The sequence below is a fragment of the Pseudomonas fluorescens genome (assembly GCF_003732425.1).
Lineage (GTDB): Bacteria > Pseudomonadota > Gammaproteobacteria > Pseudomonadales > Pseudomonadaceae > Aquipseudomonas > Aquipseudomonas fluorescens_BE.
Genome location: NZ_MOBX01000014.1, coordinates 810,934 through 825,830, shown reverse-complemented (window position 1 = coordinate 825,830; position 14,897 = coordinate 810,934). Strand labels below are relative to the sequence as shown.

15 protein-coding genes are annotated in these 14,897 nt (G+C 53.7%); 5 read left to right on the top strand and 10 right to left on the bottom strand.

Annotated elements, in window-relative coordinates; genetic code table 11:
• Positions 1–83: 83 nt before the first annotated feature.
• The 6 genes from BK670_RS20995 to BK670_RS29675 form a co-directional block, all read right to left on the bottom strand.
• The gene (locus BK670_RS20995; protein ID WP_123452551.1) at positions 84–1,238 is read right to left on the bottom strand and encodes an outer membrane protein assembly factor BamB family protein; all 1,155 of its coding nucleotides are present in this window, start codon (positions 1,236–1,238) and stop codon (positions 84–86) included.
• A gap of 13 nt (positions 1,239–1,251) precedes the next feature.
• Positions 1,252–2,601, bottom strand: coding sequence for an MATE family efflux transporter (locus BK670_RS20990; protein ID WP_123452549.1), 1,350 nt, complete (start codon positions 2,599–2,601; stop codon positions 1,252–1,254).
• An 8-nt stretch (positions 2,602–2,609) separates the two neighbouring features.
• Complete coding sequence (locus BK670_RS20985) at positions 2,610–2,987, bottom strand: VOC family protein (protein ID WP_123452537.1); 378 nt, start codon at positions 2,985–2,987, stop codon at positions 2,610–2,612.
• A gap of 19 nt (positions 2,988–3,006) precedes the next feature.
• Positions 3,007–4,239: a tetratricopeptide repeat protein gene (locus BK670_RS20980; RefSeq protein ID WP_123452535.1), complete on the bottom strand. Its 1,233-nt coding sequence runs from the start codon at positions 4,237–4,239 to the stop codon at positions 3,007–3,009.
• A gap of 40 nt (positions 4,240–4,279) precedes the next feature.
• Positions 4,280–5,800: a M3 family metallopeptidase gene (locus BK670_RS20975; protein WP_185036804.1), complete on the bottom strand. Its 1,521-nt coding sequence runs from the start codon at positions 5,798–5,800 to the stop codon at positions 4,280–4,282.
• Positions 5,801–5,866: 66 nt separating this feature from the next.
• A complete protein-coding gene (locus BK670_RS29675; protein WP_185036803.1) occupies positions 5,867–6,034 on the bottom strand; it encodes a hypothetical protein in 168 nt (55 codons plus the stop codon).
• Positions 6,035–6,329: 295 nt separating this feature from the next.
• Between BK670_RS29675 and BK670_RS20970 the strand changes: the two genes are divergently transcribed.
• Positions 6,330–7,628 carry a mechanosensitive ion channel family protein gene (locus tag BK670_RS20970; RefSeq protein WP_123452531.1) on the top strand — a complete coding sequence of 433 codons (1,299 nt, stop codon included), beginning with the start codon at positions 6,330–6,332 and terminating at the stop codon, positions 7,626–7,628.
• A gap of 90 nt (positions 7,629–7,718) precedes the next feature.
• Here BK670_RS20970 and BK670_RS20965 read toward each other — a convergent pair whose 3' ends face one another.
• The 4 genes from BK670_RS20965 to BK670_RS20950 form a co-directional block, all read right to left on the bottom strand.
• Entirely contained in the window at positions 7,719–8,576 is an 858-nt protein-coding gene (locus tag BK670_RS20965; protein ID WP_123452529.1) for a carboxylate/amino acid/amine transporter, read from the bottom strand.
• Positions 8,577–8,693: 117 nt separating this feature from the next.
• Entirely contained in the window at positions 8,694–9,116 is a 423-nt protein-coding gene (locus BK670_RS20960) for a hypothetical protein (protein WP_123452527.1), read from the bottom strand.
• A gap of 319 nt (positions 9,117–9,435) precedes the next feature.
• Complete coding sequence (locus tag BK670_RS20955) at positions 9,436–10,035, bottom strand: FMN-dependent NADH-azoreductase (RefSeq protein ID WP_123452525.1); 600 nt, start codon at positions 10,033–10,035, stop codon at positions 9,436–9,438.
• 230 nt (positions 10,036–10,265) lie between these two features.
• Positions 10,266–10,580, bottom strand: a complete 315-nt coding sequence (locus BK670_RS20950) for a 3-phosphoglycerate kinase (protein ID WP_123452522.1) — start codon at positions 10,578–10,580, stop codon at positions 10,266–10,268.
• Between the two features lie 49 nt (positions 10,581–10,629).
• On the opposite strand from BK670_RS20950, the gene BK670_RS20945 reads away from it, so the two are divergent.
• From BK670_RS20945 to BK670_RS20930, 4 genes are all read left to right on the top strand, one after another.
• On the top strand, positions 10,630–11,553 hold the full coding sequence (locus BK670_RS20945) for a PA3225 family LysR-type transcriptional regulator (protein ID WP_123452520.1): 924 nt from the start codon (positions 10,630–10,632) through the stop codon (positions 11,551–11,553).
• 14 nt (positions 11,554–11,567) lie between these two features.
• Positions 11,568–12,371, top strand: coding sequence for an alpha/beta fold hydrolase (locus BK670_RS20940; RefSeq protein WP_123452518.1), 804 nt, complete (start codon positions 11,568–11,570; stop codon positions 12,369–12,371).
• Positions 12,372–12,374: 3 nt separating this feature from the next.
• Positions 12,375–12,938, top strand: coding sequence for a peptidylprolyl isomerase (locus BK670_RS20935; protein ID WP_122608913.1), 564 nt, complete (start codon positions 12,375–12,377; stop codon positions 12,936–12,938).
• An 88-nt stretch (positions 12,939–13,026) separates the two neighbouring features.
• Positions 13,027–14,859 (top strand): ABC transporter ATP-binding protein, encoded by a 1,833-nt coding sequence (locus BK670_RS20930; RefSeq protein WP_123452516.1) that lies wholly within the window; start codon positions 13,027–13,029, stop codon positions 14,857–14,859.
• Positions 14,860–14,897 lie beyond the last annotated feature (38 nt).

Below are 14,897 nucleotides of genomic sequence, written 5' to 3'. Positions count from 1 at the left end.
CCCCACTACCTTTCTTCGCATTTTCTGTTCAGCGAAGAATCTGCCAAGATTCTGGTCAAGCTTGATAGTCCTGTTCGTCATAATCATTCCATGGCAACAAAATCAAAGCGATATAGATATCCTGAGTACGACGCACAATACATTTGTCCCTGCTGGGAAATTATGGGTGTTACATGCATACATCGTTCATGATCTGTTAGTTGGAGATTCTGACTCGTCTCCCAAAGAAACCGACCTTCGTCACGAGAAACACAAACGGCATTTCCCCGCTCACTCAAAAATACAAAATCATCGGCGGGGGTTAATGTGACAGATGCGTACCCCAGAGCAGCGCCAACTTCATAAACCCACTTGACTTCTTTCATCCTGATGTCGATTGCATAGACTTTTCCGGACTCATCGCCTACACACGCTATTCCCTTGGAAATCGCAGGACTGTTTACGATCTTGGCCGAGCAGTTGAATTCCTTGAGCAGCTTGCCGCTACCGCCATCAAGCAATGTAATCCTGCCATCCACTGAAGCAATAACGAGTGTATTGAATTCACTGCAGAAAGCTGGAGAGGACCTGATACTCCCTTGAAATCGAACTGACCAAACCAGCGTCCCCTCAGGAGAGACACAGACCACAGATTCACCGCACACCGCAATGACAAGGTCGTTGGCAACACAAGGTGTCGCATAGGGATCACGGAAAGCAGCGATACCCCCGACGCGCGCACCTCTGGGTGCTGGAAGTTGGTATTGAAACTGAATTCTTCCCGTATCGACATCCAGGCAATAAAGACTGTAATTGAAAACGCCGACAAAAATACTGCTTCCCGACCGAATCGCTCCCGCGTAAATCGGAAACTCCACCGAGGTCTTCCACAACAACTTTCCCATTAACGAAATGGCCAGTACGGACCCTCCGGTGGTGCAGACCAGAATCGCTTTTTTATCGTTCAAGTAGATAGGGGAGGAATAAATTGAAGCGGCGACCCTGAGCTCCCAGAATACTTCATCCAACGACAGTTTGATGAATCTGATAAAACCATCATCACTGCATGCAATCAGCCCTACACCTTCAATTAGCACCGGTGTCGAATGCAAGGCAACGCGAATCACCTGGCCCAACCGCTTGTTATTATAAGAAAACTCCCGATAGGCTGTAATCACTGGTTCGACTGACCAATCCACGTTATTGATAATGCTGGAGCGGCAAACTCTAATGGAAGGATCATGTCGGAAAGCGGCCATTCATATCTACCTTTCAGGTTAATGAAATACGAAACCTGCGTGATGAATTAAGCAAGCGAGCAAAGAAAATCATGTTTATCATCCCCAAGAGTACGATCGAAAGTCTTTCGAAGATGATAATCTTCTCTCCGGCCATCCCGGCGTGCGCAATCAACATAACGCCTGGAACAACCAGAAACCAAGTACTTATCAACGATGACACCAATAGAAAACCCGTTTGCCTCTCGCCCACGAGAAACTGCGAGCATACGTGTTGCAATACATAAAACAATGCAACAACCATGTGAACTTTAATCAAGAAATCAGCTATTGATTTAACCTCCCCCGCTAAACCAGGCGATAACAAATCGATAATATAATCCGCACAAAGAAACAACACTATACTGATTGGCAGAACTGGCGCGACGCTACATAGCAAACTGTATCCAGCGGTGTGCTTCCGGTCTTCCACTGTTTTATCCAAAACATAACCATAGAAAACAAGTGCTGACTCAGACAGTGCTTGAGGTACCCTATAAAACAGTCCCGTGATTTTCGCTGCCACATTTGCCGCTGCCAGATAATCGACACCCAGTCGACCGAACACCAGTGTAACGACCGCGCTGGAGACGAAATCATTGACATTCCAGGCGGCAATTTTCGGTGTATGGATCAGCATATCAATCAACGAGTGCCTGAAGACCTTAAACTCAAACTGTCTATCCGCGTTGCTCACCACCATCGCCACCAGACAGGCACCACCTACAACGATAGTAAACAGTTGCGCCCATGCGGAAGTATAAACAACCGCTTTCTCCAGATAGTTATCAGCCAACTCACCAAATACGCTGTAAATATTTGCATTAAGAACCAGCTTAATTACAAAACTTGCAAACAGAAGTATTAGCGATAGTTTGCGATAGCCACGTATTCTTAATGCCAGCGGAATAAGTACATATAATATTGAGAGCACATAAACATCGGTACGTGCATGATAATTTGACTCGCCCAACGCTAGAACTTCAGCCGACTGACCTAGTGCAGTCAACACGTCTACAAAAAAAAGCCCCCCCGCCTGAACAGGAACCCAGCTGATTAGAACAGCCAGCACCGCTGATAACATAAGTCCTGGATAGTCCTGAACAAACTGGTTTCGGCCTTCGGCCTTTGACACTTGAGAAGCATGTATATCGATAATACCGTAGGCGAACGCGGTTACTATCGCAAAGATGACATCTACGAGTCCCAACGCAGCTACGTAGGTAGTCGATTTTCCACCTACAACCCAGAGATCAGAGACACTCCAGATCATTTGCATGGAACTGGCGATGCCAATGATCAAGGCATAGCCGTAGAATTCCTGCGCAGAAAACACCGTGTGCATTCGAGTGGTCAAAGCCCTCCCCCCCACACTTCGGAAACTTCTACCTTATGGTTGTTGGGATCGTAAAAATAATAGGAGCGGGATTTGTCATAGACGTTGATGGCATCTACCCTGACACCCTTGGTTTTGAGTAAGTCTCTGAAGCCTTCGAAATCGTCTACAACAATACCAAAATGCGTAATTCTGGGTCCTGGTTTGTTATCTACGGAGCGACTCTCATGAATACTGATATAGTGATTCCCGGGATTCTTCAGGATTACCCAACGCATACCTAGCCGAAGGCCCAGGTCGATCGTCTCGAACCCAAGAACACTCTTCCAGAAGCTGATGGTTTCCTCGAGATCCTTGGCCTCAATTTGTACATGATCTATCCCCACCATGTTCATGTATTCCAACTCCTTTTATTCAAGCCCGACGCAACGAATTAAAAAAGCCGACTTGTGCATGCTTGTGTTTTGTCGCCCAGTACAAACCAGAAAGTGCCGAAGAACGGTTTGAACCGTCAACCTCCACTATATTTCTGTAGCGTTGCAGTCCTCCATCAATATCCCCCGACTGACACTCACACTCAGCCAGCAAGTAGTGAAAGTAAAGAACATAGGGCGGACCTAACTGGATGGCTTTGTTCAATAACTGTCGAGCCATATCATAGTGCTTTAGTTCCATGTAAACCTGAGCGACTTCCGCCCAGTTTGGAGACCATGCGGGATCCAGTTTTAACAGCGCCAATCCCGCTGCCTCTGCTTTTTCAAAATCTTTTGAAACGTAGAGATGCTCCTTAACCGAGGACTCATAATAAGTTTTAAGCTCATTCAACAAATACGGATTGGTTATCTCAGCGTTTGCTTTTCGCGCATAGTCCTTCGCGCGCCCCATGAGTTCCCGCGTAGCATCCAGATTGCCTTTTTCGGCAGGGATCATTGCAACGGCACGGTACCAGGAGGACTTGATCCCATCAGGAATTTGCGACTTTGGATTTCTTACAATGTCATTGCTTTTTTTGAAAAACCACTCATAGACGTCCTTCTCGATCTCACCGGTTTTATGAAACCAGACAGTGGTCTGAGAGGACACCTCGATTATCTGCACAGGTGTCATTTTCCCACTGTTGGCCATGGCCAATAACTGTTGCATGACGATACGAACACTCGCGCGATCCTGCAGGCGATTGCTGACAACAAACTTCAGCATTAAATATTCGAACTGCAGATCTCCGTCACTGGTCCTGGGCATGTCCTGCAAGGTTTCAATTACGTTCGCCGCTTCGCTTACCCGGCAAAAACTTGCATAGGCTGTAGCGAGATTCAACCTTTGAATGGACGAGGCATGCTGTAGATTTTCTTTCAACCAATCGAGCGTTGCAATATGACCGACTCCAGACCGTTCCAGCGCCGCGGTATTGGAGTCTTGTTTCATACTTTGCTTGATAGCCTTAACTTCGCTCAAAACGCCGGGTTCGAATATCTGAACATACCGATAGCCTGATTCATCAAAATTCGCAGTGGTGTAGGACCAACTGCAAGCCCGGTTCAATATGCTTTCCGACTTGTCCAGCGCGTCTGGAAGGGCGACTCCAGTCATCATCTTATAAAAAGAATTCTCACGAAAAGATTGGACAACAAGATTATCTTCATCCATACCAGACTCCTTTTGAAAATGGATAAATCCGAGACTCTAACTAAAGAGTCGATAGTGTTTTTATGAGCCTCGCAGAGCGCGTTCTTGAGTCGCGGCATTGATATTCGGTAAGCCTGCCGTGAAGTCCACCGTCTCGGCACTCAGCGGCGGCGAGGCTCGATGACTCTGCAATAAAAGAATGCGACCATAGATAGGCATAATTCGCACATTGATATTTTGCCACGCTCGCCATACTGAAGCGTCCGAGCATCGTTTCAAAAGAGACATCATGGGCACATGTTATTTTTGCTTGAGCCTTGTTGAATAACGACGCAACATCCTCTACACGACTCACATCATTTGATTGATACAGCTTCAATTCGAACAATGAAAACAACAACTCGACAGGTGTCTGAATCAGAAACTGATTGCGCAACATAAGTTTTATCGATGCCTTCAGAGATTCGTTCATCACTTTCGGAAAAACAGACTCAAATGCACCATTACTCATACTCTTTCGCAATATATGTTCCACATAGCGACTGGCGACTTCGAGCTCATCTACAGGCCTAGCGCTCAGCCCTTCTTTTTTATCCAGCACGTGATCCAGGGCATGACCAAACTCGTGAAAAATGGACAGAAGCGCACCGTAAGAAATTTTTCCTCCTGCACTATTTACCTCACACGAACACAAGACAATGGGCAACTGAATTGAATCTTCGACAGATGCCCGCTGTGTAATGGGGAGCGTACGATTTCCTGAAAAACCTGGCTCCTTTACTCTTAAATCGAACAGTACATAACCTATTACTTCGCAAGTACTGCACAACTCGAAAAGCATAAGTTCGCGGGTAGAATCGCAATCGGCGTTCAGTGATACCAGGTCCAGACCAAATTCATCACGCACGATAATTTCCAATAATCGCCGGACACCGGTGATTGGCAAAATATTATCAAACACTATCGATCGATTTTTTGTTGAAGGGTCGCACCGATCTCTTTCATCTCGGGCATTGGTGCATAACGAAGTTGCCCCGTCATTCAAATGGGTCAAAAATGAAATAGCACCGGGCGTATCAATGGAAAGGTCAAAGCGTTGCCGAACTTCTATATAGTTTTCGAAACCTGCCAGCTTGGCCTGTTGGTCTCGTATCTTTTTCAGCTGGACCAGCAGTCGCAGTTTTTCCTTGTTGGTCGCATGAGCAAATGAATTCAACGTTTGATCTTCGAAGGCTCTTAGAGCAGGAAACTTCGCCCCATGCACGCCCTGCAAACGGGTGGTCATGGCCAACTCCGAATTGCACAATCGTGAAGACCCACCATCAAGCGCCGGCAATATTTCTTCAGCAGTTTCAAGCAGTGTCCTAGCTCTAACGAGATCAGCGGTTGAAGACAGGCTTCCCGTCAACCACGCATGCAGGTTATAGCTAGCTCTGAGCGCAAGATAAATAGGCAGTGAACGCTGTGCATGCACGACAGGCTTGTCTTTGCCCGCCAATCGCAGGTGACTCGAGAAAACGTCCATGCACTTCAAAAGTTGCACGGCCGATTCGCTAACAGTTGTGTAGGCGAATACCAGCATCCTAGCCATCCTTGTCCATTAAAGCGGAGGGAGGCGCCTCCCTCCGCCTGATTCCAAACCTGCTAGTTAAGCGACTTCTGCCAACAGCGCTTCAAGTTCAGCATCGATACAGATTTCTTCCTCAATATTTAAAAGAAGATCTTCATCCACTGGTTCTTCGAACAATTGGGTAATCAGTGCCGAACGAAAGTAGGCCGACACTTTCGCAAACTCCGTGCTTTCGTATTTGATCATAACTTTCTCCTTGAGTTAGTTTGCAAGCTGCAATCACTTGCGCGATCTCCGTAGCATTAGCCATGCCAACTCAAATGCGCCATTTTGAAGAACAGTTACTGCCCTGAATTAACTGACATTTTTTCCGGCTTCTGCTTCGGCTCACGTTCGTAACGGAAAATTGTCCATTTTCTTTACACGCACTCATTCAGAGCTTCGTGCTCGAAAATGCAGCAGAATTTCCTTCGCAATACACGTTCCAGACGGTTCAATGCTCTAATCGCCCATCGCGTCTTACAGAAGAATCGTTGCTCTCATGGATATCAAACAGCTCTGGCTCAACGCCCAGGACCTCTGGGGCACCCTCGAACAGCACCCGCTCTTGCAAGCCGGCCTCGCGCTGACCGTATTATTGGTGATCGCACTGGTGCTCGGACGAGTGGCGCGTTACCTGATCCTCCACGCCAGCCGCATGCTTGGGCGCCAACCGGCGCTGCACTGGATCAACGACTTTCGCCACAACAAGGTGTTTCAGCGTCTGGCGCAGATGACGCCATCGCTGGTGATCCAGTTCGGCCTGCACCTGGTGCCGGAACTGAGCAAAACCGCGATGACCTTTCTCGGCAACGTAGCGTTGTCGTTCACCATTCTGTTCCTGCTGCTGGCGGTAAGCGCCCTGCTCAATGCCCTGCTCGACATCTATGCGCGCACCGAACACGCGCGCACGCGCTCGATCAAAGGCTACGTGCAACTGGCGAAAATGGTTTTGTACGTGTTTGGCGCAATCATCATCGTCGCCACATTGATCGACCGTTCGCCGCTGTTGCTGCTCTCCGGTCTGGGTGCGATGTCGGCAGTGATTCTGTTGGTCTACAAAGACACACTGCTGTCGTTTGTCGCCAGTGTGCAACTGACCAGCAACGACATGCTGCGGGTCGGTGACTGGATCGAAATGCCACAAGTCGGCGCCGACGGCGATGTGGTCGACATCACCCTGCACACGGTCAAGGTGCAGAACTTCGACAAGACCATCGTCTCGATTCCGACCTGGCGGCTGATGTCCGAGTCGTTCAAGAACTGGCGCGGCATGCAGCAATCCGGCGGTCGACGAATCAAACGCAGCCTGTTTATCGATGCCAGCGGCGTGCGTTTCATCCGCGATGACGAAGAAGAAAAGCTCTCGCAGGTGCACTTGCTGACCGACTACATGAGCCGCAAGAAAGCCGAGCTCAAGGCGTGGAACGAAGCACAGGGTAATGTCGCGGCGATGTCGGCCAACCGTCGTCGGATGACCAACATCGGCACCTTCCGCGCCTATGCACTGGCGTATCTGAAGAGTCACCCGGAGATTCAGCCGAACATGACCTGCATGGTCCGGCAGATGCAGACCACCGCACAGGGCATTCCGCTGGAGATCTACTGCTTCACCCGCACCACGGCGTGGGCCGATTACGAGCGGATTCAGGGGGATATTTTCGATTATCTGCTGGCGGTGCTGCCGGAGTTTGGCTTGAGCCTGTATCAGCAACCGAGTGGTGGGGATTTGCGATCGGGATTGCTGCCGGCGGTGCTCGGAGCGGCCAGCATTCCCGAGCCACAGAAACACCTGATGTAACCCAAAATTCCCGTGTAGGAGCTGCCGCAGGCTGCGATCTTTTGACCTTAAAGATCAAAAGATCGCAGCCTGCGGCAGCTCCTACACGGGTTATGCGGTACGTCTGATGCCCAGTCGACTAATCCATACGGCGGCAAGGATGACGCTGCCACCGAGGAACAATCTTCCAAGTTCTTCATGCTGATTCCAGATCAGCAAGTTCAGCAGCAACCCCACCGGCACATGCAGGTTGTTCATCACCGCCAGCGTGCCACCGTTGACCATGCACGCACCCTTGTTCCACCAGTACATGCCCAGCGCGGTCGAAACCAGCCCAAGGAACAGCAACACGCCCCACTGCAGCGGTGCTTCCGGGAGAAAGCTGGCTTTGCCGAACATCAGGAATGCAGGCAGCACCACCGCCAGCGCGCCGAGATAAAAGAAGCCGAAACGGCGGTAATGCGGCAGATCGCTCGGGTGCTTCGCCACCAGATGCTTGTACAGCACCTGCCCGGCGGCGTAGGTGAAGTTGGCCAGTTGCAGCAGCAGAAAACCCATGAAGAAGTCCGGACTGATGCTGTCGAAGCGAATCACGGCTGCCCCGCCCACTGCGACCAGCGCGGCGATCAGTGCCCATGGGTTAAAGCGGCGGTTCAGCGCGTCTTCGATCAGGGTCACGTGCAGCGGCGTGAGGATGGTGAACAACAACACTTCCGGCACCGTCAGTACCCGGAAGCTCAGGTACAGACAAACGTAGGTCACGCCGAACTGCAACGCGCCGATCAGCAGCATGCCGCGCATGAACGCCGGCTCCACCGAGCGCCAGCGGGTCAGCGGAATAAACACCAGCCCGGCCAACACCACACGCACCAGCACCGCGAAGTAACTGTCGACATGACTGGCGAGGTATTCGCCGATCAGACTGAAGGAAAACGCCTGGATCAGCGTGACAAAAAGTAGATAGCCCATGCTCGCCTCGAAATCGAATGGCGGCGACGATAGCGGGTTTTACGGCTGATCGCGAACCCTGCGCAACGACTGGCTGCGTGGGAACGCCCTTGGCCGTTCCCACGGAATCAGGGAATATCAGCCTTTGACGCAGTGTTCCATGCCGTGGCCGCCGCCTTCGTATTCAGGGCCGTAATAGTATTTGCTGAAGGCCAGTTTGCCGTCAGAACCTGCGGTCATCCTGGCAATGCCGACACCGTAATCTTTCAAGGCGGCATCCGTGTGAGCAAAGTAAATCGCCAATGAATCTGCGTTGGCCGCAGCAAAGCCGTCGTACACGGATTTGTCCGCCAGGGTCAGCTTGAAGGTGTATGCGCCGTAATGCCCCGTGCTTTGCCTGGCATTGAGTTGCATATCAACCGTGCCTTTGAACTCGCCAATGTGGCTGTCCGTACCCTTGCATTCATACACCCCGCTGTAATCGGTGCCGGTGAACGGCGGCGGGCTCGCCCAGGCAGGCGCTGAAATGAATGCGATAGCGGCAATGATTTTCTTGAGCATCGTGATCTCCCTGTCTGATGTATCAGGTGCGCCGACGCGTAGCTCGCCGGGCGGTGCCCACCTGATCGCTGACTGTTCAGCTGAGGCAAAAGCCTAAGGATGCCCCTTCCGACAGACAACCTGAGAATCACGTAGGAAGATTCTGTTTTTGTGTTTTTGATGAAACGGCACACAAAAAAAGCCCGATCTCGCTAATGCGTTCGATCGGGCTACAGCACTCAGGAGCAACAAGTGCAAAGGGAGGTTCGATGCGCGTAAAGCCTTGAAGGGGTTGCGCCAGGTCACTAAAACAATCGGCGATTATCTGGCGATTAACATATCAAGCGACCGAGGCCAGTTTGGCGTTGGCCTGATTCAGACCCTTCTCCTGGAAGTCGCCACCCAGGTTCATGCCTTCGGCGTGAATGAAGGTCACGTCGTGGATACCGATGAAACCCATGACCTGACGCAGGTACGGTTCCTGATGATCCGCCGGGCCGCCGGCGTAGATGCCGCCGCGAGCCGTCAGCACATAGGCACGTTTGCCGCTGAGCAGGCCTTGCGGGCCGGTTTCGGTGTACTTGAAGGTCACGCCGGCACGCAACACGTGGTCGAGCCAGGCTTTAAGAGTGCTCGGGATGGCGAAGTTGTACATCGGTGCAGCCATCACCAACACGTCGGCGGCGAGCAATTCATCGGTCAATTCGTTGGAACGGTCCAGCGACGATTGCTCGTTGGCGTTGCGCTGATCGGCAGGCTTCATCCAGCCACCCAACAGATTGATATCCAAATGCGGCACGGGATTCACAGCGAGGTCACGCACGGTGATCTGATCGTTGGGATGCGCCGCTTTCCACTGACTGATGAAGGTCTGGGTCAGTTGACGGGAAACCGAACCTTGCTGGCGGGCGCTGCTTTCGATGATCAGAACGCGGGACATGCTGTGTAGCCTCCATCCGAGAATGTTGTAGGTCGATGGAGTGAAGGTTAAACAGAGTCGAATCGATGAAAAAGCGCAAATAATTGCTGCAAAGCATCGAATAATTCGTTTAGATGCTGAACCATGCTCCTGTAGGAGTGAGCCTGCTCGCGATAACGGTGTTTCAGTTAACACAGATGTAGCTGACACACCGTTATCGCGAGCAGGCTCACTCCTACAGCGGATCGGTGTTATTTCGGTGTACAGGTCAGCTTGATGCGCAGCTTGATGATCTCGCGGGTGAACTTGGCCGTGGCGTTTTTATGTTTGCCGGCCGGCACTTCGATGGTGCGGGTGCGCGGTGCTTCCGGACCGTTGCTGAACACGGCCTTGCAGACTGCATCGACATCGCCGTAGTTGGCCACTCGAATCGAGCCGATGTCGTTATCGGTGGCGAAAGTCTCGAAGTCGATCTTCAGGTCATTGAGATCTTTTTCCACGTCGATCGGATACGCAAACGCCGTCAGCGGCAGCAGTGCCAGCAACACACAACAGAATTTTTTCATTCGGCAGTCTCCATGAGGGACCGCCAGCTTAGGACAAGAGGAGCTATTGATGAAAGCGCCCCGCGTGACCCTTGATCAATGGCGAACATTGCAGGCCGTGGTCGACCACGGCGGCTTCGCCCAGGCCGCCGAGGCCTTGCACCGTTCGCAATCATCGGTGAGTTACACCGTCGCCCGCATGCAGGACCAGCTCGGCGTGCCGTTGCTGCGCATCGACGGGCGTAAAGCCGTGCTCACCGAAGCCGGTGGCGTGTTGTTGCGTCGTTCGCGGCAGCTGGTGAAACAGGCCAGCCAACTGGAAGACCTCGCCCATCACATGGAGCAAGGCTGGGAAGCGGAAGTGCGGCTGGTGGTGGACGCGGCGTATCCGAGTGCGCGCATCGTGCGGGCATTGACCGCGTTCATGCCGCAAAGCCGTGGCTGCCGGGTGCGTCTGCGTGAAGAAGTGTTGTCGGGGGTCGAGGAAGTGCTGCTCGAAGGCGTGGCCGATCTGGCCATCACCGGCATGGGTATCCCCGGCTACCTCGGAACGGAGTTGAGCGATGTCGAGTTTGTCGCCGTCGCTCACCCCGACCACACCCTGCATCGTCTCAACCGCGAACTGAGCTTTCAGGATCTGGAAACCCAGATGCAAGTGGTCATCCGCGATTCAGGTCGCCAGCAACCACGGGACGTCGGCTGGCTCGGCGCCGAGCAGCGCTGGACCGTCGGCAGTCTTGCCACCGCCGCCACGTTTGTCAGCAGCGGCCTGGGGTTCGCCTGGCTGCCGCGGCACATGATCGAACGGGAACTGAAGGAAGGTTCGCTCAAGCTGCTACCGTTGGATCAGGGCGGCAGCCGCAACCCGAGTTTCTACCTGTATTCAAACAAGGACAAACCGCTGGGCCCGGCCACGCAAATCCTCATCGAACTGCTGCGCACCTTCGACACTTTGCCGCTGGACGCACCGTTCGCCGCCCCCGAACAAGCCTGACACGGAGTTCACCGATGGCGTATTTCGAGCACGAAGGTTGCAACCTGCACTACGAGGAATATGGCCACGGTACGCCGTTGCTGCTGGTCCACGGGCTCGGTTCGAGCACGCTGGACTGGGAAATGCAGATCCCGGCGCTGGCCGCGCATTACCGGGTGATCGTCCCGGACATTCGCGGCCACGGCCGCTCGGACAAACCCCGCGAGCGCTACAGCATTGCCGGGTTCAGCGCCGACCTGGTCGCACTGATCGAGCATTTGCAACTCGGCCCGGTGCACTATGTTGGTTTATCCATGGGCGGCATGATCGGTTTTCAGCTGGGCGTCGATCAACCGCAGATGCTCAAGAGCCTGACCATCGTCAACAGCGCGCCCGAGGTCAAATTGCGTAGCCGCGACGACTATTGGCAGTGGTTCAAGCGCTGGAGCCTGATGCGTGTGCTGAGCCTGGCCACCATTGGCAAGGCGCTGGGTGGCAAACTTTTCCCCAAGCCGGACCAGGCCGATCTGCGGCAGAAAATGGCTGAACGCTGGGCAAAAAACGACAAACGTGCTTATCTCGCCAGCTTCGATGCGATTGTTGGCTGGGGCGTTCAGGAACGACTTTCCCGAGTGACCTGTCCAACCCTCGTCATCAGCGCCGACCGTGACTACACACCGGTGGCACTGAAAGAAACCTATGTAAAACTGCTGCCGAATGCGCGGCTGGTGGTGATCGCCGATTCGCGCCACGCCACCCCGCTCGATCAACCCGAACGCTTCAATCAAACGCTGCTGGAGTTCCTCGCCGCAGCCGATATTCAATCTCAGGATCACTGACCCATGTTGAAAAAACTCGCCCTCGCCGCTGGTACTGTGCTGTTTGCCGCCAACCTGATGGCTGCCACGCCGGCCAAGGCACCGCATGTGCTGCTGGACACCACCAACGGCCAGATCGAAATCGAACTGGATCCAGTCAAGGCCCCGATCAGCACCAAGAACTTTCTCGATTACGTCAACAGTGGTTTCTACACCAACACCATTTTCCACCGCGTGATCCCGGGCTTCATGGCTCAGGGCGGTGGCTTCACCCAACAGATGCAACAGAAAGACACCAAGGCACCGATCAAGAACGAAGCCAGCAATGGCCTGCACAACGTTCGCGGCACATTGTCGATGGCGCGCACCTCCAATCCTGACTCGGCCACCAGCCAGTTCTTCATCAACGTGGCTGACAACGCGTTCCTCGATCCGGGCCGTGACGCCGGTTACGCGGTGTTCGCCAAAGTGGTCAAAGGCATGGATGTGGTCGACATCATCGTCAACTCGCAAACCACCACCAAAAGCGGCATGCAAAACGTGCCTGTCGACCCTGTGATCATCAAGTCGGCCAAAGTCATCGACTAAGCTGTACAGGGCGTATCGAGCGGCGCCGGCCTGATCCCGCGCCGCTCACACCGATAAAAGGAGAGCCCGTGCTCCGGGCGGTTATCTGATGCTCTATCGCCGTTTCGAACAACTGATCGACATATTCCGTGAGGCCCCGACGGCGTCTCCGCCGGACCGAGTTCTCCCCTTCTATACCTATTACCTCAAGCAGGTCTGGCCAAGCTTTGCCGCCCTGCTCGTCGTTGGCCTGTTCGCCGCGCTGATCGAAGTGGCGCTGTTCAGTTACCTGAGCCGCATCATCGACCTGGCCCAAGGCACACCGAACCCGAATTTCTTCAGCGACCACGCCCTCGAACTGACGTGGATGCTGGTGGTTGCCCTGGTCCTGCGGCCAATCTTTTTCGGTCTGCACGATCTACTGGTGCATCAGACCTTGAGCCCCGGCATGACCAGCATGATCCGCTGGCAGAACCACAGCTACGTCCTCAAGCAGAGCCTGAATTTCTTCCAGAACGACTTCGCCGGGCGCATCGCTCAGCGCATCATGCAGACCGGCAACTCGCTGCGTGACTCAGCGGTGCAAGCGGTGGATGCGCTGTGGCACGTGGTGATCTATGCGATCAGTTCGCTGGTGTTGTTCGCCGAGGCCGACTGGCGCCTGATGATGCCGCTGTTGACGTGGATCGTCGCCTACATCGGCGCACTGTATTACTTCGTACCCCGCGTGAAAGATCGCTCGGTGGAAGCTTCCGACGCGCGCTCGAAACTAATGGGCCGCATCGTCGACGGCTACACCAACATCGCCACACTGAAGCTGTTTGCCCACACCAATTTCGAACAGCACTACGCCAAGGAAGCCATCGAAGAACAGACCGTCAAAGCACAAATGGCCGGCCGCGTCGTCACCAGCATGGACGTGGTGATCACCGCCATGAACGGCTTGCTGATCGTCGGCACCACGGCGCTGGCGCTGTGGCTGTGGACGCAGTCACTGATCAGCGTCGGTGCGATTGCATTGGCTACCGGTCTGGTGATTCGCATCGTCAACATGTCCGGCTGGATCATGTGGGTAGTCACCGGCATTTTCGAAAACATCGGCATGGTTCAGGACGGTCTGCGCACCATCTCGCAACCGGTCAGCGTCACCGATCACGAGCAGGCCAAACCGCTGCACGTGGCCCGTGGCGAAGTGCGTTTCGAGCACGTGGATTTTCACTACGGCAAGAAGCGCGGGATCATCGGCGACCTCAATCTGAACATCAAACCGGGTGAAAAAATCGGTTTGATCGGGCCGTCCGGCGCCGGCAAATCGACGCTGGTCAATCTGTTGCTGCGCCTGTACGACGTCGAGGGTGGGCGGATTCTGATTGATGGCCAGAACATCGCCGAAGTCGGCCAGGAAAGCCTGCGCGCACGGATCGGCATGATCACCCAAGACACATCGTTGCTGCACCGTTCGATCCGCGACAACTTGCTGTACGGCAAACCCGACGCGACCGACGCAGAATTATGGGACGCGGTGCACAAGGCCCGCGCCGATGAATTCATTCCACTGTTGTCGGACGCTGAGGGTCGCACAGGCTTCGATGCGCATGTTGGCGAGCGCGGGGTGAAACTGTCCGGTGGCCAGCGCCAGCGCATCGCGATAGCGCGAGTGTTGCTCAAGGACGCGCCGATCCTGATCATGGACGAAGCGACCTCGGCACTGGACTCGGAAGTTGAAGCGGCGATTCAGGAAAGCCTGGAAACCCTGATGCAGGGCAAAACCGTGATTGCGATTGCGCACCGACTCTCGACCATCGCGCGGATGGATCGCTTGGTGGTGCTGGAGAACGGCAAGATTGCCGAGAGCGGCACCCATGCTGAACTGCTGGCCCATCGCGGTCTGTATGCACGGCTTTGGGCGCACCAGACCGGAGGGTTTGTCGGCATCGACTGACCACAATCAACGCCCGAACCTGTGAGCTTTTGTGGCGA